General features: G+C 74.6%; 19 protein-coding genes. 6 read left to right on the top strand and 13 right to left on the bottom strand.

All coding sequences use genetic code 11. The annotated features are described in order from the left end of the window. Position 1 precedes the first annotated feature (1 nt). Genes ACGFZ2_RS21360 through ACGFZ2_RS21350 form a run of 3 tightly spaced genes read right to left on the bottom strand, consistent with a single transcriptional unit; the run spans position 2 to position 3,527 of the window. Positions 2-1,111 (bottom strand): glycosyltransferase, encoded by a 1,110-nt coding sequence (locus tag ACGFZ2_RS21360; protein WP_393456098.1) that lies wholly within the window; start codon positions 1,109-1,111, stop codon positions 2-4. Beyond that, positions 1,098-2,237, bottom strand: coding sequence for a glycosyltransferase (locus ACGFZ2_RS21355; RefSeq protein WP_393456095.1), 1,140 nt, complete (start codon positions 2,235-2,237; stop codon positions 1,098-1,100). The genes ACGFZ2_RS21360 and ACGFZ2_RS21355 overlap by 14 nt, the downstream gene beginning before the upstream one ends. Positions 2,238-2,294: 57 nt before the next feature. Beyond that, on the bottom strand, positions 2,295-3,527 hold the full coding sequence (locus ACGFZ2_RS21350) for a hypothetical protein (RefSeq protein WP_393456092.1): 1,233 nt from the start codon (positions 3,525-3,527) through the stop codon (positions 2,295-2,297). Positions 3,528-3,724: 197 nt separating this feature from the next. Here ACGFZ2_RS21350 and ACGFZ2_RS21345 point away from each other — a divergent pair, with 197 nt between their 5' ends. The 6 genes from ACGFZ2_RS21345 to hutH all read left to right on the top strand — a co-directional run bounded on the left by ACGFZ2_RS21345 (position 3,725) and on the right by hutH (position 11,670). Continuing rightward, positions 3,725-4,576, top strand: a complete 852-nt coding sequence (locus ACGFZ2_RS21345) for a MurR/RpiR family transcriptional regulator (protein ID WP_393456089.1) — start codon at positions 3,725-3,727, stop codon at positions 4,574-4,576. A gap of 13 nt (positions 4,577-4,589) precedes the next feature. Next, a complete protein-coding gene (gene hutU, locus ACGFZ2_RS21340; protein ID WP_393259098.1) occupies positions 4,590-6,239 on the top strand; it encodes a urocanate hydratase in 1,650 nt (549 codons plus the stop codon). Positions 6,240-6,250: 11 nt separating this feature from the next. Further along, a complete protein-coding gene (locus ACGFZ2_RS21335; RefSeq protein WP_393456086.1) occupies positions 6,251-7,471 on the top strand; it encodes an allantoate amidohydrolase in 1,221 nt (406 codons plus the stop codon). 106 nt (positions 7,472-7,577) lie between these two features. Then, positions 7,578-8,936, top strand: a complete 1,359-nt coding sequence (locus ACGFZ2_RS21330) for a formimidoylglutamate deiminase (RefSeq protein WP_393456083.1) — start codon at positions 7,578-7,580, stop codon at positions 8,934-8,936. Next, positions 8,933-10,135, top strand: coding sequence for an imidazolonepropionase (hutI, locus tag ACGFZ2_RS21325; RefSeq protein ID WP_393259093.1), 1,203 nt, complete (start codon positions 8,933-8,935; stop codon positions 10,133-10,135). Before ACGFZ2_RS21330 ends, hutI begins: the two co-directional genes overlap by 4 nt. Continuing rightward, positions 10,132-11,670: a histidine ammonia-lyase gene (hutH, locus tag ACGFZ2_RS21320; protein WP_393259092.1), complete on the top strand. Its 1,539-nt coding sequence runs from the start codon at positions 10,132-10,134 to the stop codon at positions 11,668-11,670. The genes hutI and hutH overlap by 4 nt, the downstream gene beginning before the upstream one ends. A 47-nt stretch (positions 11,671-11,717) precedes the next feature. Here hutH and rdgB read toward each other — a convergent pair whose 3' ends face one another. The 10 genes from rdgB to ACGFZ2_RS21270 form a co-directional block, all read right to left on the bottom strand. Further along, positions 11,718-12,338: an RdgB/HAM1 family non-canonical purine NTP pyrophosphatase gene (gene rdgB / locus ACGFZ2_RS21315; protein ID WP_393259091.1), complete on the bottom strand. Its 621-nt coding sequence runs from the start codon at positions 12,336-12,338 to the stop codon at positions 11,718-11,720. 52 nt (positions 12,339-12,390) lie between these two features. Beyond that, the gene (gene rph / locus ACGFZ2_RS21310; protein ID WP_393456080.1) at positions 12,391-13,119 is read right to left on the bottom strand and encodes a ribonuclease PH; all 729 of its coding nucleotides are present in this window, start codon (positions 13,117-13,119) and stop codon (positions 12,391-12,393) included. A 72-nt stretch (positions 13,120-13,191) separates the two neighbouring features. After that, the gene (locus ACGFZ2_RS21305) at positions 13,192-13,968 is read right to left on the bottom strand and encodes a hypothetical protein (protein ID WP_393456077.1); all 777 of its coding nucleotides are present in this window, start codon (positions 13,966-13,968) and stop codon (positions 13,192-13,194) included. Positions 13,969-14,025: 57 nt separating this feature from the next. Further along, positions 14,026-14,772, bottom strand: coding sequence for an MBL fold metallo-hydrolase (locus tag ACGFZ2_RS21300; RefSeq protein ID WP_393456074.1), 747 nt, complete (start codon positions 14,770-14,772; stop codon positions 14,026-14,028). 292 nt (positions 14,773-15,064) lie between these two features. Continuing rightward, positions 15,065-16,030, bottom strand: coding sequence for a pyridoxal-phosphate dependent enzyme (locus tag ACGFZ2_RS21295; protein WP_357698468.1), 966 nt, complete (start codon positions 16,028-16,030; stop codon positions 15,065-15,067). Positions 16,031-16,040: 10 nt separating this feature from the next. Beyond that, entirely contained in the window at positions 16,041-16,376 is a 336-nt protein-coding gene (locus ACGFZ2_RS21290) for a MoaD family protein (RefSeq protein WP_350702868.1), read from the bottom strand. A gap of 73 nt (positions 16,377-16,449) precedes the next feature. Then, entirely contained in the window at positions 16,450-16,938 is a 489-nt protein-coding gene (locus ACGFZ2_RS21285; protein WP_350676806.1) for a M67 family metallopeptidase, read from the bottom strand. A gap of 53 nt (positions 16,939-16,991) precedes the next feature. Continuing rightward, a complete protein-coding gene (locus tag ACGFZ2_RS21280) occupies positions 16,992-17,486 on the bottom strand; it encodes a DUF2017 domain-containing protein (RefSeq protein ID WP_393259232.1) in 495 nt (164 codons plus the stop codon). 2 nt (positions 17,487-17,488) lie between these two features. Next, on the bottom strand, positions 17,489-17,779 hold the full coding sequence (clpS, locus tag ACGFZ2_RS21275) for an ATP-dependent Clp protease adapter ClpS (protein ID WP_350702872.1): 291 nt from the start codon (positions 17,777-17,779) through the stop codon (positions 17,489-17,491). A gap of 148 nt (positions 17,780-17,927) precedes the next feature. Further along, positions 17,928-19,481, bottom strand: coding sequence for a hypothetical protein (locus tag ACGFZ2_RS21270; protein ID WP_393456071.1), 1,554 nt, complete (start codon positions 19,479-19,481; stop codon positions 17,928-17,930). Between the last annotated feature and the right edge of the window lie 201 nt (positions 19,482-19,682).

The raw sequence follows: 19,682 nt of genomic DNA, 5'->3' as shown, positions 1-19,682 counted from the left end.
CTCAGACCTGCTTTCCGATCGGGTGGAGGGTCGATGCCCGGTCGTGGTCGAGGGCCAGGAGGTCGGCGAGGTGCCGGGCGGCCTCCCGCCAGGACCGTCCGGCCGCGCCAGCGGTCGGCCGGGGCCCGCCGATCGCCTCTGTTGTCGCTCGCACCAGCGCCGTCGCCGTCCAGGCCGTCATGCGTGCGGCCTGCCCGTCGGTCGCCTCATGCAGGGCGGGGTCGGGTGAGATCACCGTCGGGGTGCCCAGCCGCAGCGCCTCGGCCGCCGGCAGCCCGTACCCCTCGAAGTGGCTCGGCATGAGGAAGGCGGCGGCGCCGGCGATCGTGGCGGCGTAGTCGTCGTCGGACAGCCGGTCGAGCAGCAGCACCCGGTCGGCAGCCGGGGACGCCGCCACCACAGCCTCGAACCGCTCGACCCGCTGCCCACCGGTGAGCACCACCAGCACGTGCCCGGGAACGTCGGGCAGGGCCCCGACCGCCAGCTCGACGCCCTTGTGCGGGGCGTGCCCGGCGACCACGAGGTACGGGCGACCGCCGGTGCCGGCGAGTACCTGCGCCGGGGGGCCGCCGGATACGAGGCGGACGTCGCTGCCCGGGTGCCAGACGACCGTGTGCTCCTCCGGCACCCCGTAGAGGCCCAGCAGGTCGTGTCGGGTGCGCGCACTGACGCAGAGCAGGCGACGGGACCGGTTGATCGCGGTGCCGTAGCTGGCCCGGCGGTACTGGCGCACCGCGGCCGACAGATCGTGCGGCCAGAGCTTGAACGCGAGGTCATGCACGACGGTGACGACCGGCAGCTGGCTGCCCAGGATGGCCATCGACGGGCTCAGCGACAGCATCGTGGTCGCGTCGCCCCGTACGCCGTTGGTCACCTTGCGCAACGTGGTCGTGGCGGAGGCGACGGCGCGGGCGCGGTCACCGCTCTGCCTGCTCACCACGTCCACGTACGCGGCCGAGTCGGCGGGCGGCTCCCAGGCCGGCGGCACGGCGACCAGCCGGAGGCGCCCTCCGGCCGGCCAGTGGCGGGTGACCTCGGTGAGCACGCGGGTGATTCCGCCGGGGCCCACCCCGCTGCAGTCGATGACCGTGGTCGTATCAGCGGGTCTCATACGCGATCCACTCCGCCATCCGCGCGGCGAATCGCTGCGTCGAGAAGGACCCCGCGTGCTCCCGGATCCGCGCCGCGGACAGTTCGCCCACCCGGCGCACCGCGGCGGCGTGGTCCGCGGGCCGCATCGAGCCGACCAGGAACCCGGTCTCGCCGTCCACCACGGTCTCCAACAGCCCGCCGCTGTTGACCCCGATGACGGGGGTCCCGCACGCCTGGGCCTCGACGGGGATGATGCCGAAGTCCTCGTGCGCGGGAAACAGCAGCGCCCGGGCGCCGGCGTACAGTTCCCGCAGCCGCTCGCGGGTCGGCCGAACCTCGAACGTGACCGGCACGCCGGCGTCGGCGGCGGCACGCCGCAGCCGCGCCTCCTCTGGCCCGGAACCGGCGATCGTGAGCGGAAGCCCCGCCTCGGCGGCCACCTCGATCATGAGGTCGAAGTTCTTGTACGGGATCCAGCGCCCGACGCCCAGCAGGTAGTCGCGTGGCGCGGCGGACCGCACGTCGGTCCCGCCGAAGAAGTCCACGTCGACCGGCGGATGGATGACCGCGGCGTCGCGCTTCCAGAACCGCTGGATGCGCTTCTGGACCTCCCGGGAGTTGGCAGCGTAGGCGTGCACATGCCGGCTCATCCGCACGTCCACCGCTTGGAGGACCCGGCGCGGTCCGCTGAGCAGCGCTCCTGAGCCGCGGCCGTCGAAGTCGGGACTCCAGACGTAGCGGGCGGGCGAGTGGATGTAGCTCAGGTGCCGCGTGCTCTCCGGCGGGCCGAGCCGGACGGTGTGGGCGAACGCGTGGCTGGAGGAGATCACCACGTCGTACTTCTCGTCGCCCACCGTCCGCCAGGCGAGCGGCATCAGCGGCAGGGCGAGGGCCTTGCTGCGGCGCAGGGGGGTGCGGGCGAGCCAGCTCTCGTGCAGGCCCAGCCGCTCGACCTCGACGTCCTCGTCCGCCCAGAGGACGATCCGCCGGGCGTGTGGCACGAGGTCCGCGATGGCCAGGAAGACGTTCTCCGAGCCGCCGGTCGCGCCGAACCACTCGTGCACCATCGCCACCGAGCGATTGGCGAGCAACGGTGGTCGTACCGCCGGCTGGGCAGCGGGTCGGATGTCGTCGAGGGAGGTCATGTTGTCTCGCTCACATCGGAGTCCGGTGGGGGTGCCGACGGACGCGGCCGCGCACGGTCAGCTGTTGCGGCGCCACAGGTCGCGCATGGCGTCCCAGTTGCCGGCGATGCCGGCCTCGCAGAGCGTCTCGACGTAGAACGCACCCTCGACGTCGTCACGGTCCCACCAGATGCCGCAGATCGTCCGACCGTCGTCGCCCTTGAACGCGTACTCGACGTAGCTGCCGGGCGCGCCGGTGACGCCGCCGGTCGTGCGGGTCGCCTCGCGCAGGCCCGGCGCCAGGGCGCCGCCGGCGAGGTTGAGCTGCTGGCGGTACGCGCGCGCGGCGTCCTTCTGCTCCCTCGCCGGGTATTGCGCGAAGTGCAGGGACGCGCCGCCGTAGCGGCAGAACACGTGGCGCTTCTCGTCGGCCGGCAGCTTCGGCCCACCGACCTCGGTGTCGGCCGTGCAGCCGCCGATGCGGGTCAGCCAGGGCTCGGCGAGCGGAGCCAGTTCGCCCTCGAACTTGGCCTTGTTGATGGAGAACTGGGTCGCCTCGAACGGCGGGAGGGACGTGCTGGAGGACGGTGCCGCGCCCGGCTCGGCCGCGTCGCCGCTGGCGGCAAGGACGTACCCGGCGGTGCCGGCGACCAGGGCGAGCGCCAGCGCGCCGACGGCGATCCAGATCCTTCCGCGCCGCTTCGGCTGGGGCCGCACCGGCGCGATCCGGCGATCGGTGGCGGCGAACGGATCGCGGGCAGCCTGGGGCGGCGCAGACGCTGGCGCGGCCGCCGAGGGCGTGGACGCGGGCAGGATCGGTGCCCCGGAGACCGGCGGGGCCGAAACCGACCAGGGCTGCGCGGCCCCGGCGGCCTGCGACTGGGTGGAAAACAGTTGCGTCGGCTCCTCCAGGCCGGGGACCGGCCTGGGCACGCCCGACACCGACTGGGGCATCCCGGATACGGGCTGGGGCATCCCGGAGACCGGGCGCGCGTCCGTCGGTTCCGGGGTGTACTCCACGCCGAGCGCGCGGAACAGCTTCTCCGCCCCCGGCCCGACCTCCGCCGAGTACGCCACCCAGGGCGCGGCGGCCGAGAAGTCGACGTAGGCGTAGGGCAGCGGGTCCGCCGCCTGCGCCAGGGAATTCGCCATCCCGACGAACGCCTCCCGCCAACCGGGGGCAGCGGCGACGGAGGCGTCCAGGACGGCCACGGTGACGAAGCGTCCCTGCTCGTCGATGCCTGCCCACGCCTTACCCACCGGAGACCCGCCCAGCACGTGGGTAAGCCTGTAGGGACCTCCCGGTTGCATGCCATCTCCTCTGCTCAACCGCCGTGCGGATCCTACAGAGCCGGCGCCAGCGCTTCCGCCCGCCCGTCGCCGGCCCGACACGGGCTGGGAACGCGCGCCGGGTCCACTGTGCCTCCGTAGGTCACTCGTCGGCCCCGCATGCGGCCGTTCGGGCAGGTGGCTTGCCCTGTGAAAGTTTCTATGCATAGAGTCCTTGCGTGAATGACGGAGCTGTCGCGGCGCCCACCGAGCAGGTGCTTGACCTGTTCCAGGGGGTCCGGCTCACACCGACCCAGCGCCGGATCGCGCACTGCCTGGTGCAGCACGCGCCGACGGCGGCGTACCTGTCGGCGGCCGAGGTGGCCGAGCTGGCGGGGGTCAGCCAGCCGTCGGTGACCCGCTTCGCGGTGGCGCTCGGCCACGACGGCTACCCCGCGCTGCGCCGCCGGCTCCGCGAGCTGACCGCCGGCACGCCGGGCGGCCCCGCCGACGCGGGCAACGAACTCCAGCAGGCCGTACGCGCCGAGATCGGCAACCTCGACCGGCTCGCCGGGCAGTTGGCCGACCGGGACCGGCTCGCCGAGACCGGGAGGCTGCTGGCCGCCAGCCGCCCCCTGCCGGTGCTCGGCCTGCGGGCCGCCGCGCCGCTGGCCGCGTACTTCGCCTACTTCGCGGCCAAGGTGCACCCCGACGTGCGGGTGCTCGACGACGGCGGCAGCCTGCTCACCGACCGCCTCGAACAGGCCGCCGCGGCCGGGGCGGGCGCCCTGCTCGCCTTCGTGCTCCCCCGCTACCCCCGGGAGACCATGGACGCGCTGCGCGAGGCGCGCGCCGCCGGCCTGCGTGTGGTGGCCATCACCGACTCGCCGGTCAGCCCGGCCACCGAGCACGCCGACGTGGTGCTGCCCGCCGCGGTCGGCGCTCAGCTCGTCTTCGACCTGCACACCGCCCCGATGACCCTGGCCATGGTGCTGCTCCAGGCCATCTGTGACGCCGACCCCGCCGACACCCAACGCCGGCTGGAGGCCTTCGAGGCGTCCGCCGCCCGCCGCCAGTTGTTCCTCGGCTGAGAGGAGACCCGAGATGTCCCAGCCCGTCCGCGCCGCGCGCGGCACCGAACGCACCGCCCGTGGTTGGCCGCAGGAGGCCGCACTGCGGATGCTGATGAACAACCTCGACCCGGAGGTGGCCGAGCGCCCCGAGGACCTGGTGGTCTACGGCGGCACCGGGAAGGCCGCGCGGGACTGGCCGTCGTACCACGCGCTGGTGCGCACCCTGACCGACCTGCGCGACGACGAGACCATGCTGGTGCAGTCCGGCCGGCCGGTGGGCGTCATGCGCACCCACGAGTGGGCGCCCCGGGTGCTGCTGGCCAACTCCAACCTGGTGGGCGACTGGGCCACCTGGCCGGAGTTCCGCCGCCTGGAGCAGCTCGGCCTGACCATGTACGGGCAGATGACCGCCGGCTCGTGGATCTACATCGGCACCCAGGGCATCCTCCAGGGTACCTACGAGACGTTCGCCGCCGTCGCCGCCAAGAGGTTCGGCGGCACCCTGGCGGGCACGCTGACGCTGACCGCCGGATGCGGCGGGATGGGCGGGGCGCAGCCCCTCGCGGTCACCATGAACGGGGGCGCCTGCCTGATCGTCGACGTGGACCGGAGCCGGCTGGACCGGCGGGTGCACGACCGCTACCTCGACGAGGTCGCCGACTCCCTCGACGACGCCGTCGAGCGGGCGCTCGCCGCGAGGCGGGACCGCCGCGCGCTGAGCGTCGGCGTGGTCGGCAACGCGGCCACGGTCTTCCCGGAGCTGCTGCGCCGGGGCGTCGCCATCGACATCGTCACCGACCAGACCAGCGCGCACGACCCCCTGTCGTACCTGCCCGAGGGGGTGGAGCTGGCCGACGCCCGGGACTACGCGGCGGCGAAGCCGGCCGAGTTCACCGACCGGGCGCGGGCGTCGATGGCGAAGCACGTCGAGGCGATGGTCGGGTTCCTCGACGCCGGGGCGGAGGTCTTCGACTACGGCAACTCGATCCGGGGCGAGGCGAAGCTCGGCGGGTTCGAGCGGGCCTTCGACTTCCCCGGCTTCGTGCCCGCGTACATCCGGCCGCTGTTCTGCGAGGGCAAGGGCCCGTTCCGGTGGGCGGCGCTCTCCGGCGACCCGGCCGACATCGCCGCGACCGACCGGGCCATCCTCGAGCTGTTCCCCGAGAACGAGTCGCTGGCCCGGTGGATCCGGATGGCCGGCGAGCGGGTCGCGTTCCAGGGTCTGCCGGCGCGGATCTGCTGGCTCGGCTACGGCGAGCGCGACAAGGCCGGCGTGCGGTTCAACGAGATGGTCGCCTCCGGAGAGCTGAGCGCGCCCGTGGTGATCGGCCGGGACCACCTGGACTGCGGCAGCGTGGCCAGCCCCTACCGGGAGACCGAGGCGATGGCCGACGGCTCCGACGCGATCGCCGACTGGCCGCTGCTCAACGCGCTGGTCAACACCGCCAGCGGGGCCTCCTGGGTGTCGATCCACCACGGGGGCGGGGTCGGCATCGGGCGGTCGATCCACGCCGGGCAGGTCTGCGTCGCCGACGGCACCGCCCTGGCCGGGCAGAAGATCGAGCGGGTGCTCACCAACGACCCGGCGATGGGCGTGATCCGGCACGTCGACGCCGGCTACGACGCCGCCCGCGAGGTCGCCGCGCGCACCGGCGTCCGCACCCCCATGGCCGAGGCGTGAGGCGGGGCACCTTGTTAACGGATTTGGTAGAGGAAGGGTCCCTTCCTTACAGGTTCCGGGCGCTGTGGGACGAGATCGCGCCGATCGGGCGGGACGACCGCAGCGGCGGCTACCTGCGGTACGCGCTGACCGAGCCGGAGCTGCGGCTGCGGGAGTGGTTCCGCGACCAGGCCGGCCAACGCGGCATGCCGGTCACCGAGGACGGCAACGGCAACCTGTTCGCCTGGTGGGGTGAGCCGGCGGCCGGCGGCGCGGTGCTGACCGGCAGCCACTTCGACTCGGTGCCGCACGGCGGGGCGTACGACGGGCCGCTCGGCATCGTCAGCGCGTTCCTCGCCGTGGACGAGCTGCGCGCGGCCGGTGTCGCGCCGGCCCGCCCGCTGGTGGTCGGCGCGTTCGTCGAGGAGGAGGGGGCGCGGTTCGGCGTACCGTGCCTCGGGTCGCGGCTGCTCACCGGGGAGATCGCGGTGGACCGCGCGGCCGGGTTGCGCGACGCCGCCGGGGTGAGCTTCGCCGAGGCGCTGGGCGAGCGGCCGGCGGGCGCCCGGCCGGAGCTGGTCGGCAGCTTCGCCGCCTTCGTGGAGCTGCACGTCGAGCAGGGCCGCGCGCTGGTCGAGGGCGACGCGCCCGTCGCGGTCGCCAGCGCGATCTGGCCGCACGGCCGTTGGCGCTTCGAGTTCAGCGGCGAGGGCAACCACGCGGGTACGACCCGGATGGTCGACCGCCGCGACCCCATGCTGACGTACGCCTTCACGGTGCTGGCGGCGAACAAGGAGGCCCGGCTGCGCGGCGCCCACGCCACCGTCGGCCGGGTGTCGGTGGAGCCGAACGCGACCAACGCGATCCCGTCGAAGGTGACCGGGTGGCTGGACGCCCGCGCCGCCGAGCCGGACACGCTGACCGGGCTGGTCGACGCGGTGCACGCCAAGGCCGCCGAGCGGGCCCGCCGGGACGGTACGGAGGTGGCGCTGACCGAGGAGTCGGCCACCCCGCTGGTCGCCTTCGACGGTGGCCTGGCCGGCCGGCTCGCGGCCCTGCTCGACGCGCCGGTGCTGCCGACCGGGGCGGGCCACGACGCCGGGGTGCTCGCCGCGCACGTGCCCACGGCGATGCTCTTCGTGCGCAACCCGACCGGGGTCTCGCACTCCCCGGCGGAGTCGGCCACCGACGCCGACTGCGCCGCCGGGGTGGCTGCCCTGGCCCGGGTGCTGGAGGAGCTGACATGCCGCTGAACATCCTGCCGGCGGCGGTGGGGCCCCGCCGGGACGCGCGATGGACGGCCGGGACGCCGGGGCTGGTGGTCTCATGGACGGGGCAGCTCGACAGGGGGCGAACGAGATGACCGCGACCCGCTGGCTGGCCGAGTACGCCTGGCTGCCCGACCACGCCGAACCGACCGCCGACGTGCTGATCGAGACGGCCGACGGGCGGATCACGGGCGTCACGCCGTTGACTGCCGGGAGCGACCCACCCGCCGGCGTGGAGGTGCTCGGCGACGCCGAGCGGCTGCCCGGGCTGACCCTGCCCGGGCTCGCGAACGCGCACTCGCACGCCTTCCACCGGGCGCTGCGCGGGCGTACCCACGGCGGGCGCGGCGACTTCTGGACCTGGCGCGACCGGATGTACGCGGTCGCCGCCCGCCTGGACCCGGACTCGTACCTGGCCCTGGCCCGGGCGGTCTACGCCGAGATGGCGCTGGCCGGCATCACCTGCGTGGGCGAGTTCCACTACCTGCACCACAACCCGGACGGCACCCCGTACGCCGACCCGAACGCGATGGGCGGGGCGCTGGTCGAGGCCGCCGCGCACGCCGGGATCCGGATCACCCTGCTGGACACCTGCTACCTCACCGCCACCGTCGACGGGCAGCCGCTCACCGGGCCGCAGCGGAGGTTCGGCGACGGCGACGCGCTGCGCTGGGCGGAGCGGGTCGCCGCGTTCACGCCCACCGGCGACCACGCCCGGGTGGGCGCCGCGATCCACTCGGTGCGCGCCGTGCCGGCCGGGCAGCTCGCCACCGTGGCCGGGTGGGCGGACCGGCGGGGCGCGCCCCTGCACGTGCACCTGTCCGAGCAGCCCGCCGAGAACGACGCCTGCCGGGCCGTGCACGGCCGCACCCCGACCCGGCTGCTCGCCGACCACGGGGCGCTCGGCCCGCACACCACGGCCGTGCACGCCACCCACCTGACCAGCGGCGACCTCACGCTGCTCGGCGACGCCGGCACCGGCGTCTGCCTCTGCCCGACCACGGAGCGCGACCTGGCCGACGGGATCGGCCCGGCCCGGCGGATGGCCGACGTCGGGCTGCCGCTCAGCCTGGGCAGCGACAGCCACGCCGTGGTCGACCTCTTCGAGGAGGCCCGCGCGGTCGAACTGGACGAGCGGCTGCGTACCCGCCAGCGTGGCCACTTCAGCCCCGCCGAGCTGCGCGACGCGGCCACCGTGGGCGGTCATGCCGCGCTGGGCTGGCGCGACGCCGGGCGGATCGCCGTGGGAGCCCGCGCCGACCTGGTGACGGTACGGCTGGACAGCCCGCGCACGGCCGGCGTACCGCCGGTGGGGGCCTGGTTCGCGGCGGGCGCCGCGGACGTCGCGCAGGTCGTGGTGGACGGCCGGGTGGTGGTACGCGACGGCCGCCACCTGACGGTCGACGTGCCGGCCGAGCTGGCCGCGGCCATCGAGGAGGTGACGTCTTGAGCAGTCTGCTGGTCGACGACATCGGCGAGCTGGTGACCAACGACGGCGGCGGCGAGGGCGGCCCGCTGGGCATCCGCCGCGACGTCGCCCTCCTGGTCGAGGAGGGGCGGGTGGCCTGGATCGGGCCGGCCCGCGACGCGCCGGCCGCCGACCGGCGCGTCGACGCCGGGGGCGCCGCGGTGCTCCCCGGCTTCGTGGACAGCCACGCCCACCTGGTCTTCGCCGGTGACCGGGCCGCCGAGTTCGCGGCCCGGATGGCCGGGCAGCCGTACACCGGCGGCGGCATCCGGACCACGGTCGGCGCCACCCGGGCCGCCTCCGACGACGAACTGCGGGCCACCGTGCGCCGGCTGCGCGACGAGGCGATGCGGCAGGGCACCACCACCATCGAGATCAAGAGCGGGTACGGGCTCACCGTCGCCGACGAGGCCCGCTCCCTGGCGATCGCCGCCGAGGTCAGCGAGGAGACCACCTTCCTCGGCGCCCACGTGGTCCCCGCCGAGTACGCCGACCGTCCCGACGACTACGTGGGCCTGGTCTGCGGGCCGATGCTGGCCGCCGCCGCCCCGCACGCGCGCTGGATCGACGTGTTCTGCGAGCGGGGCGCCTTCGACGCCGACCACACCCGGGCGATCCTGACCTGCGGCCAGGCCGTCGGGCTGGGCGTACGGGTGCACGCCAACCAGCTCGGCCCGGGGCCGGGCGTCCAGCTCGGCGTCGAGCTGGGCGCGGCGAGCGTCGACCACTGCACCCACCTGACCGACGCCGACGTCGACGCGCTGGCCTCCAGCCGGGTCGACTGCATGTGCGCCGAGGGCGGGCACACCGCCACCGTGGCGACCCTGCTGCCGGGCGCCGAGTTCTCCACCCGCTCGCCGTACCCGGACGCCCGCCGGTTGCTCGACGCCGGCGTCACCGTGGCGCTGGCGACCGACTGCAACCCCGGCTCGTCGTACACCTCGTCGATGCCGTTCTGCGTGGCGCTGGCCGTACGCGAGATGCGGATGACCCCGGCGGAGGCCGTCTGGGCCGCGACCGCCGGCGGCGCGCGAGCGCTGCGCCGCGACGACGTCGGGGTGCTCAGGCCCGGGGCCCGGGCCGACCTGATGATCCTCGACGCCCCGTCCCACCTGCACCTGGCCTACCGGCCCGGTGTGCCACTGATCCGCCAGGTCCTGCACAACGGAGTGCCGCAATGACGTCTGTTTCCATTCTGCCCACCGGGATCTCCCCCGCCGACGTGCTCGCCGTGGCGCGCGGCACCGCCAAGGTCGTGCTCGACCCGGCCGCCGTGGACGCGATGACCGCCAGCCGGTCCATCGTGGACGGCATCGAGGCCGCCGGCCGGCCGGTCTACGGCGTCTCCACCGGCTTCGGGGCCCTCGCCAACACGTTCGTCGCGCCAGAACGGCGGGCCGAACTGCAGCACGCGCTGATCCGCTCGCACGCCGCCGGGGTGGGCGCGCCGATGCCGCGCGAGGTGGTGCGGGCGATGATGCTGCTGCGGGTCCGCTCGCTGGCGCTCGGCCGCTCCGGGGTCCGGCCGCTGGTCGCCGAGGCGCTGGTCGACCTGCTCAACCACGACGTGACGCCGTGGGTGCCGGAGCACGGCTCGCTGGGCGCCTCCGGCGACCTGGCGCCGCTGGCGCACTGCGCGCTGGTGCTGCTCGGCGAGGGCTGGGTGCTGGGCCCCGCCGGCGAGCGGATCCCCGCCGCCGACGCGCTGCGCCGGGCCGGTCTGCAGCCGGTCGAGCTGGCCGCCAAGGAGGGGCTGGCGCTGATCAACGGCACCGACGGCATGCTCGGCATGCTGCTGCTGGCGATCCACGACGCCGCGCACCTGTTCACCATGGCCGACGTCACCGCCGCCCTCGCGATCGAGGCGATGCTCGGCTCGGAGCGGCCGTTCCTGCCGGAGTTGCACGCCATCCGGCCGCACCCCGGGCAGTCGGCCTCGGCGGCGAACATCCACCGGCTGCTCCAGGACTCCCGGGTGATGGACTCGCACCGCGACGACCTGGCCCACGCCGTGCAGGACGCGTACTCGATGCGCTGCGCCCCCCAGGTGGCCGGGGCGGCCCGGGACACGCTGGACTTCGTCCGCACGGTGGCCGACCGGGAACTGGTCTCGGTGGTCGACAATCCGGTGGTGCTGCCGGACGGCCGCGTCGAGTCGACCGGCAACTTCCACGGCGCGCCCCTCGGCTTCGGCGCGGACTTCCTGGCCATCGCCGCCGCCGAGGTCGGCGCGATCGCCGAGCGTCGGGTCGACCGGCTGCTCGACGTCACCCGGTCCCGGGAGCTGCCGGCGTTCCTCTCCCCCGACGCCGGGGTCAACTCCGGGCTGATGATCGCCCAGTACACGGCGGCCGGGATCGTCGCGGAGAACCGTCGGCTCGCCGCGCCCGCCTCGGTGGACTCGCTGCCCACCAGCGGCATGCAGGAGGACCACGTCTCGATGGGCTGGGCGGCGGCCAAGAAGCTGCGCACCGTGCTGGACAACCTGACCAGCCTGCTCGCGGTCGAGCTGCTCGCCGCCGTACGCGGTCTCCAGCTGCGCGCCCCGCTCGACCCGTCGCCGGCCGGTCGGGCGGCCGTCGCGGCCCTCGGCGGGATCGCCGGGGAGCCGGGGCCGGACGTGTTCCTCGCCCCGCTGATGGAGGCCGCCCGGGCCGTGGTGGCCGGGCCCGAGCTGCGCGCCGCCATCGAGCGCGAGACCGGCCCCCTCGCCTGAACCGGGGAACGGACGGACGGGCGGGCCGGTGGCCCGCCCGTCGGCGTTCAGGCGGTGGCCGGGGGCAGCACCTTCGCCACCAGCTTGGCCAGCTCGCGCAGCGCCTTGCCGCGGTGGCTGACCGCGTCCTTCTCCTGCGGCGTCAGCTCGGCGTTGGTCCGCTCCTGCCCGTCGCCGAGGAAGATCGGGTCGTAGCCGAAGCCGCCGTCGCCCCGCGGCGAGCGCAGCAGCCGACCGGTCTGCCGGCCGTCGACCAGGTGCTCCTTGCCGCCGGGCAGCACCAGCGCCACCGTGCAGACGAAGGAGGCCCCCCGGTGCTCGTCGCCGAGGTCCGCGATCTGGTCCAGCACCAGCTGGAGGTTGGCCTGGTCATCGCCGTGCCGGCCGGCCCAGCGGGCGCTGAACACCCCCGGCATGCCGTTCAACGCGTCGACGGCGAGGCCGGAGTCGTCGGCGATCGTCGGCATGCCGGTGCGCCGGCAGCCCTCCCGCGCCTTGATCAGGGCGTTCTCGCCGAAGGTGAGGCCGGTCTCCGGCAGCTCCGGATATGCCTCGACGTCGTCCAGGCCGACCAGGGCGACGCGGTGCGCGCCGAGCGCGCCGTCGAGGATGCGCTGCAGCTCGATGAGCTTCTTGCGGTTACGGGTGGCGAGCAGCACCTTGTTCATCAGACCTCACCTCTGTTCGCGACTGCGGGGCTCGCAAGCTCACTCCTCGCGCTCACGACCCGAGAGCCTTCCGCTGGGCTTCGGCCAGTTCCACGCAGCCGGCGACGGCCAGGTCGAGCAGGGCGTCGAGCTGCTCGCGGGCGAGCACGCCCGCCTCCCCGGTGCCCTGCACCTCGACGAACTCCCCGGCACCGGTGCAGACCACGTTCATGTCGACCTCGGCGGTCACGTCCTCGGCGTAGTTGAGGTCCAGCCGAGGCTCGCCGGCGATGACCCCGACGCTGACGGCCGCCACCGAGCGGTGCATCACCTTCTCCGGCTTGCCGGCCAGCGCCTTGCGCCCCGCCAGCCAGGTCACCGCGTCGTGCAGCGCCACGTACGCGCCGGTGATCGCCGCGGTCCGGGTGCCGCCGTCGGCCTGGAGCACGTCGCAGTCGAGCACGATGGAGTTCTCGCCGAGCGCCTTCAGGTCGATCGACGCCCGCAGGCTCCGGCCGATCAGCCGGGAGATCTCGTGCGTACGCCCGCCGACGCGCCCCTTCACGCTCTCCCGGTCGGAGCGGGTGTTGGTGGCGCGGGGCAGCATCGCGTACTCGGCGGTGACCCAGCCGAGCCCGGAGCCCTTGCGCCAGCGGGGCACCCCCTCGGTCACGCTGGCGGTGCAGAGCACCCGGGTGTCGCCGAACTCCACGAGCACCGAGCCCTCCGGATGGGTGCTCCAGCCCCGGGTCAGCGTCACAGGTCGGAGTTCGTCGGGTCGCCGCCCGTCAGGTCGTGCCATGCCTGCACCCTATGCGGTGCGATGGCCGGCCCGTTGCGGGGTGCCCGGTGCCCGCCGTGAGCGCGCCCCTCCTCAGTCGCACTCACGGATGCGGACGTTGAGCACGAGCGGCCGGTCCCAGCCGACCGGCACCTTGTCCAGCCCGGTCGTCGTCGCCGTCGCCCGGCACGCCTTCACCCGCCACGTCCAGGTGCAGGTGGGGCCGCCGTACTGGAAGCCGTTCGCCACGCAGCGCGTCACGTCCTCGATCTTCGCGTCCTGCGCGCCGGCCGCGACGAGCCACTCGTGCACCCGTTCGCCGAGGTCCACCGGGCACCGCCCCTGCGGGCAGGTGAACCGATACACCTGCAGCGTCGCGTCGTCGCCCTCGACGAGCCCGTCCGAGGTGAAGCTGTGCGGCCGCCCCCAGTCCGCGAAGATCGCCCGCCGCTCCGCCATGTCCTGCCGGGGCGCCCACCAGCCCACGTACCCCGCGATGCCACCGCCGGCGCAGAGGCCCATCGCGAGCAGCCCGGCGAGCACCACGAAGAACACCCGCAGCCCGGCGGAGCGGCGCGGCGGCGCCGGGGCGGGCCCGGCCGGCGGGAAGGTGGTCGCCGCCGGGTATGCGACGGGCTGACCGGCCGGCGGGTACGGTCCGGCGGCGAACGGCGCGGGCCCGGGAACCGGACCGGCGGCGGGCGACGGCGCGCCTTGCGGGAACGGGCCGGGCGGGTACGGCGCGCCTTGCGGGAACGGCGCTCCTTGCGGGTGCGGCGGGCCGGGCGGGTACGGCGCGCCGGGCGGACCCGTCGGAGGGGTCGGCGGGTGGGGCTGCCAGCCGGCCGGCTGGACGGGGGAGTTGCTCACCGGCGAGATCCTAGGCGGACGGTCCCGTTTCCGAGGCCCCCGGTACGCCGGCGCGGCTCAGACGTCGTACGTCGCGCCGGCGCGGACCACCTCGAGCGGCCCTGCGTACGCCGCCCCGGCCGCCTCCACGGTCATCGCCTCGCTGCCCCAGGCGGCCACGAGGTGGGTCAGCAGCAGCCGGCCGACGCCCGCCTTGGTCGCCGCCTCGCCGGCCTCCCGGCCGGTCAGGTGCAGGTCCGGCGGGTTGTCCACGCCGTCGAGGTAGCTCGCCTCGCAGAGGAAGACGTCGGCGTCCTGGGCGAGCCGGAGCAGCGCGTCGCAGGGCGCGGTGTCCGAGGAGTAGCAGAGCACCCGGCCGCCGTGCTCCAGCCGGACGCCGTACGTCTCGACGGGGTGGTTGACCCGGTCGACGGTGACGCTGAACGGGCCGATGGGGAAGGTGCCGGGCTGGAGGGCGTAGAACTGGTAGACGTCCTCGACCGTGCTGTCCTCCTGCCCGTACGCGGCCGCCAGCCGGTCGGGCGCGCCGGACGGCGCGTAGACCGGCAGCGGCGGGTAGGGGCCGTCCGGGGCGTAGCGGCGGACCACCACGTAGGACGCGGCGTCGAGGATGTGGTCGCAGTGCAGGTGGGTCAGCAGGATGGCGTCGGGGGCGTGCAGCCCGGCGTAGCGCTGGAGGTTGGACAGCGACCCGGAGCCGAAGTCGACCAGGAGTCGGAAGCCGTCCGCCTCGACCAGGTAGGCAGAGCAGGGGGACTCGGGGCCGGGAAAACTGCCGGCACAGCCCAGCACGGTCAGGCGCATCGAGTGGTCTCGCTGTCACGCTGCGTAGCGATCGCGCCGACGGTCGCTCTCTCGATGATCTTTACCGACGCGTGCGCCACGCTGCGCAGCCTACGCCGGCACGCGGGGCGGCAAGAATCATCCACAGGAAGTTGTCACCAACGTGACACCCGCCCCGGGCCCGCCGCGCCACCCGCGACCGGTGCGTGACGAGCCGAGACCCGACGGTAGCGCTGAGTGAGCAGGGCGCCTACCGCGGCCGGCAGCCGCCCGCAGGGCCACCGCGCCTGACGGTGACCCTGCGGCGACGTCCTCAGGCCCAGAGCTGACCCTCCAGCGCCGCCTCGGCGTCGGCGAGGGTGCCGCCGTACGCGCCGGTGGAGAGGTATTTCCAGCCGCCGTCGGCGACCACGAACGCCACGTCGGCGCGGCGGCCGTCGCGGACCGCCTCGTGCGCCACCGCCAGGGCGGCGTGCAGGATCGCGCCGGTGGAGAAGCCCGCGAAGACACCCTCGACCTCCACCAGCTGCCGGGTCCGCAGCACGGCGTCCCGCGTGCCGACGGAGAAGCGCCGGGACAGCACGGTGGCGTCGTAGAGCTCCGGGACGTACCCCTCGTCGATGTTGCGCAGCCCGTAGACCAGCTCGCCGTACCGTGGCTCGGCCGCGACGACCTGGATCCCGTCGACCTTCTCGCGCAGGTAGCGCCCGGTGCCCATCAGCGTCCCGGTGGTGCCGAGGCCGGCCACGAAGTGCGTGATGGTGGGCAGGTCGTGCAGCAGCTCGGGGCCGGTGGTCTCGTAGTGCGCCCGGGCGTTGGCCTCGTTGCCGTACTGGAAGAGCATCACCCAGTCGGGGTGCTCGGCCGCGATCTGCTTCGCCGTGGCCACCGCCTGGTTCGAGCCGCCCGCGGCCGGCGAGAAGATGATCTCCGCGCCGTACATCCGGAGCAGCTGCACCCGCTCGGTCGAGACGTTCTCCGGCATCACGCAGACCAGCCGGTAGCCGCGCAGCTTCGCCACCATGGCCAGCGAGATGCCGGTGTTGCCGCTGGTCGGTTCGAGGATGGTGTCGCCCGGGCGGAGCCGGCCGGCCTCCTCGGCCGCGCGGACCATGAACAGGGCCGCCCGGTCCTTGATGCTGCCGGTCGGGTTGCGGTCCTCGAGCTTGGCCCAGAGCCGCACCGGCGGCGCCCCCGCGGGCACCGTCGGAGAGAGCCGGGGCAGGCCCACCAGGGGCGTGCCCCCACAGGCGTCGAGGAGGCTGTCGTACCGCGTCATCGCGGCCGCCTCAGCCGGCGGCGACGGACGCGCGGTGGCCGGCGATCGCCGCGGCGGCGGCGAAGCCGAACGCGCCGCCGGCGACGGCCGGCAGGATGGTCACGCTGTCGCCGTCGTTGAGCTTGGCGTCGAGCGCGCCGAGGAAGCGGACGTCCTCGTCGTTGACGTAGACGTTGACGAAGCGGTGCAGCGCCCCGGTGTCGGTGACCAGCCGGGCCCGGAGGCCGGCGTGCCGGGAGTCCAGGTCGGCGAGCAGGTCGCCGAGCGTGTCGCCGGCGCCCTCGACGACCTTCGCGCCGCCGGTGTAGCTGCGCAGGATGGTGGGGATGCGAACCTCGATGGCCATGATGTCGTGCTCCTCGGTGATGATCGGGTGTGCCGGAAGGTGACGGGACGTGGACGGGTGGTGCGGCGCTGGGTCAGCGGCCGGAACACTCGTAGTCGACCGTCGCCGGGCTCTGCCCGAACATGTAGGACTGCACGGCGTGCGGGTCCACCCCCGCGTCGAGGATGCGCACCGGCTCCTCGGTCACCACGCCGTCGACGATCCGGAACGAGCGGATCTCCTCCGTGTCGGGCTCCCGGGTGGAGACCAGCAGGTAGTGCGCGCCCGGCTCGCCGGCGAAGGAGATGTCCGTCCGGGACGGATAGGCCTCCGTGGCGGTGTGCGAGTGGTAGATGACGACGGGCTCCTCGTCCCGGTCGTCCATCTCGCGCCACACCCGCAACTGCTCCATCGAGTCGAACTCGTAGAACGTCATGGAGCGGGCGGCGTTGTCCATCGGGATGTGCCGGGTGGGGGTGTCGCTGCCGGCGGGACCGGCGACCACGCCACACGCCTCGTCGGGGTGGTCCCGACGCGCGTGGGCGACGATCGCGTCGACGATCGACCGGTCGATGCTCAGCACGTGCTCCAGCCTAACGCGTACGGGGCACCAGCTTAAGGTGGTGCCGGTCACCCCTAGTCGATCAAGGCGTTGAGCAGGGACTCCTGGAGATACCCGAGGTATGCGTAGACCGACAGTTGGAACACCCGGCTGGAGGTCGGATCCTCGGCGACGGCGTCGTCGAGCTCCTCGCCGAGATCCGTGCCGTCCTTGATCTCCAGCCGCACGCCCATCGCCAACCGGGCGTCGTTGAGCGCCCGCAGCCACGCCTCGGCCGCCTCCGCGTCAAGGCGTACCTCGCCGCCGGCGGAGTCGGGCAGCGCGGCGAGGATCGCGCCGGCCTGGTCGATCTTGCCGGTCTTGAGGTCGCCCTCGGTGTAGCGGCGGAACTCGGCGGTGCCGGACGGGTCCTCCGGGTAGACGTCGGGGAAGAGCCGGCCGACCACCGGGTCGGAGTGGTCGAAGCCGTCGGTGAGCAGGCCGACCACCTCGGAGGCGACCTTGCGCAGCACCCGGACCTCGTCGACGGCGAAGGTGGCGACGTAGCAGTCGCCCTGGCGACGGAACATGCTCACGACCGGTCCACCGTCGCCCACAGCCCGTACGCGTGCAGCTGCGACGCGTCGTGCTCCATCCGCTCCCGGGCACCGCTGGAGACGACGGCGCGCCCCTTGTGGTGCACGTCGAGCATGAGCTGCTCGGCCCTCTCCCGGCTGTAGCCGAAGAGCTTCTGGAACACCCAGGTCACGTAGGTCATGAGGTTGACCGGGTCGTCCCACACGATCGTCACCCACGGCCGGTCGGACGCCGGCACCTCATCGGTGTCCGGCGTCTCGACCGGTGCAACCTGCGGAGCCGCCATGCCCCCCATCGTGCCACCGGATCCGGCGAACCGAGGAACCGGAACGCCGGCCCGTCGTGGAACACCGCGTCCGGCCTGGCCGGGCGCGTCGGAGGCAGCCCGCGGCGGCCCCGGCGCGGGGCCGGCGGCGCGGACGACGCGGTCGCCGTCAGGCGAGCAGGATGCCGTGGTCGACAGCATCGGAGAGCACCCCGTCCAGCGAGAGGCGGACCACCTCGATCCGCCGGGACACCTCCCGGGACAGCTCCAGCTCGATCTCGCGCAGTGCGCGCTGTGCCCAGGCGCGGGCGGCGTTGGGATCGTGGTTGCCGGGGCTGCGCCAGTGCTGCCAGCAGGCGCCCGAGAGGGCCACCGCGACGGGCGGGAGCACCTCCTCGCGCTCGGCGCCCGGGCAGCTCGCCAGCGCGTCGGTGGCGCCGGCACCGGTCAGCCCGGCCACGCCGCCGGTGCTGGTCACCAGCAGCACGCGGTCCAGCTCGTGGCCGGCCCGGTGGTCGGCCAGCCCCCAGCGCACCGCGAAGAAGAGGCGCCGGCGCACGCCCGCGGACAGCGGCGCGCCGAGGACGCGGCCGGCGGCCTCCTCGACGAGCCGGCGGACCGCGTGGTCGCACTGGGCGGTGGCCAGCAGCGACAGCGCCTCCATCTCCCGGTCGAGCAGCTGCGGCAGGCCGGCGCAGCCGACGCCGAAGACGATCTCCTGCACCACGCGCAGGTGGGCGTTGGCCAACTCCAGGGCGAGGTGCTGGCGGATGCGCTGGGCCCAGGATCGGGCCTGGCCGTCGAGCCGCTCGGACCAGTCGCCCGGGTCGGCGGCCACCGGCACCCGGCCCTGTGCCCCGGGCAGCACCGGCGGGTCGACGCTGGCCCGCCGCAGCCCCTCGTCGGCGGCCCAGCCCACCAGGGCCCGGCGCAGGTCCGCCCCGTCGCCGTCGGCGACCGCGAACCAGCGGGCGCGGGCGAGCCCCGGAACGGCGGCGAGCAGGGCTGCCCGGTGCGCCTCGACGGTGACCGCGACCGGGTCCACCGGGGCCGGCGCGGAAGCCGACCCGACCGGCGCGACGGACGCCCCCGTGCCCTCCGTCGCCGCCGGGACCTCGGGCACCGGCGCCCAGCCGGCCGCGCCCGGGGTGACCGCGAAGAAGACCTCCACGCGGGCACGGGCCACCTCGGCGAGCAGGTTCAGCTCGACGGCGGTGAAGGCCTGGTCGGCGGCGGTGACGAAGAGCACCGCCCCGGCCCGGCCCGCGGCGTCGAGCAGCAGCCGGGTGCCGGCCGCCCCGAGGGCGCCCGTGTCCGGCGTGTCGACGAGGCTGAAGTGCCGCAGCAGCGGCTCGGGCACGCTCAGCTCGACGCGGCGCGGCGGACGGGCCAGCGCCGGGCCGGCGGCCAGCAGGTCGGCGCCGTACGCGTGCGGCTGGCGGTAGCCGGGCACGTAGGCGGCCCGGGTCGACACCCGGGAGTGCCGGACCACCAGCCAGCTCCCGGCCGGCACGGCCAGCATTCCGGGATCCAGCCGGAGCACGCCGGCGAGCACCTCGGGCCGACCCGCGCCGGCCGGGCCGACGGCGACGACGGCCAGCGGTTCCTCCGGCCCCGACTCGGTCACCCCGAGCCTGGTGGGCAGGGGACCACGGTGGGGCAGCTTCGCGGCGCCGGTCGTGTCGTCGGGCACGTCGACCGCGGGGAGAGGACCGGGCTTCATTCGAGAGCGGCCTCCCATGACAGGCGGCCGGCAACTGCGGGCCGCGTGGAATCGTCCGGGGACGGCACCCGGATGCCGGAAGAGTACGGGCGACCAGGGCCCCTACCCGAACACCTCGGCTACTTAGGAGTTACCACGAGATTACTCAACTTCGCTGCGTGACGACGCGGGCGCGGACGGAATTCGATGGATATGCTGCCT

This window comes from Micromonospora sp. NPDC048063, from assembly GCF_043202855.1.
Taxonomy (GTDB): Bacteria; Actinomycetota; Actinomycetes; order Mycobacteriales; family Micromonosporaceae; genus Micromonospora.
This window is presented reverse-complemented; position numbering and strand designations above follow the sequence as displayed.

Bases quoted from the DNA above. Each gene is read 5' to 3' on its own strand.
- ACGFZ2_RS21360 (WP_393456098.1), bottom strand. From the start codon at position 1,111: ATGAGACCCGCTGATACGACCACGGTCATCGACTGCAGCGGGGTGGGC.
- ACGFZ2_RS21355 (WP_393456095.1), bottom strand. From the start codon at position 2,237: ATGACCTCCCTCGACGACATCCGACCCGCTGCCCAGCCGGCGGTACGA.
- ACGFZ2_RS21350 (WP_393456092.1), bottom strand. From the start codon at position 3,527: ATGCAACCGGGAGGTCCCTACAGGCTTACCCACGTGCTGGGCGGGTCT.
- hutU (WP_393259098.1), top strand. From the start codon at position 4,590: ATGTCCCAGCCCGTCCGCGCCGCGCGCGGCACCGAACGCACCGCCCGT.
- ACGFZ2_RS21330 (WP_393456083.1), top strand. From the start codon at position 7,578: ATGACCGCGACCCGCTGGCTGGCCGAGTACGCCTGGCTGCCCGACCAC.
- hutH (WP_393259092.1), top strand. From the start codon at position 10,132: ATGACGTCTGTTTCCATTCTGCCCACCGGGATCTCCCCCGCCGACGTG.
- rdgB (WP_393259091.1), bottom strand. From the start codon at position 12,338: ATGAACAAGGTGCTGCTCGCCACCCGTAACCGCAAGAAGCTCATCGAG.
- rph (WP_393456080.1), bottom strand. From the start codon at position 13,119: ATGGCACGACCTGACGGGCGGCGACCCGACGAACTCCGACCTGTGACG.
- ACGFZ2_RS21300 (WP_393456074.1), bottom strand. From the start codon at position 14,772: ATGCGCCTGACCGTGCTGGGCTGTGCCGGCAGTTTTCCCGGCCCCGAG.
- ACGFZ2_RS21295 (WP_357698468.1), bottom strand. From the start codon at position 16,030: ATGACGCGGTACGACAGCCTCCTCGACGCCTGTGGGGGCACGCCCCTG.
- ACGFZ2_RS21290 (WP_350702868.1), bottom strand. From the start codon at position 16,376: ATGGCCATCGAGGTTCGCATCCCCACCATCCTGCGCAGCTACACCGGC.
- ACGFZ2_RS21280 (WP_393259232.1), bottom strand. From the start codon at position 17,486: ATGTTCCGTCGCCAGGGCGACTGCTACGTCGCCACCTTCGCCGTCGAC.
- clpS (WP_350702872.1), bottom strand. From the start codon at position 17,779: ATGGCGGCTCCGCAGGTTGCACCGGTCGAGACGCCGGACACCGATGAG.
- ACGFZ2_RS21270 (WP_393456071.1), bottom strand. From the start codon at position 19,481: ATGAAGCCCGGTCCTCTCCCCGCGGTCGACGTGCCCGACGACACGACC.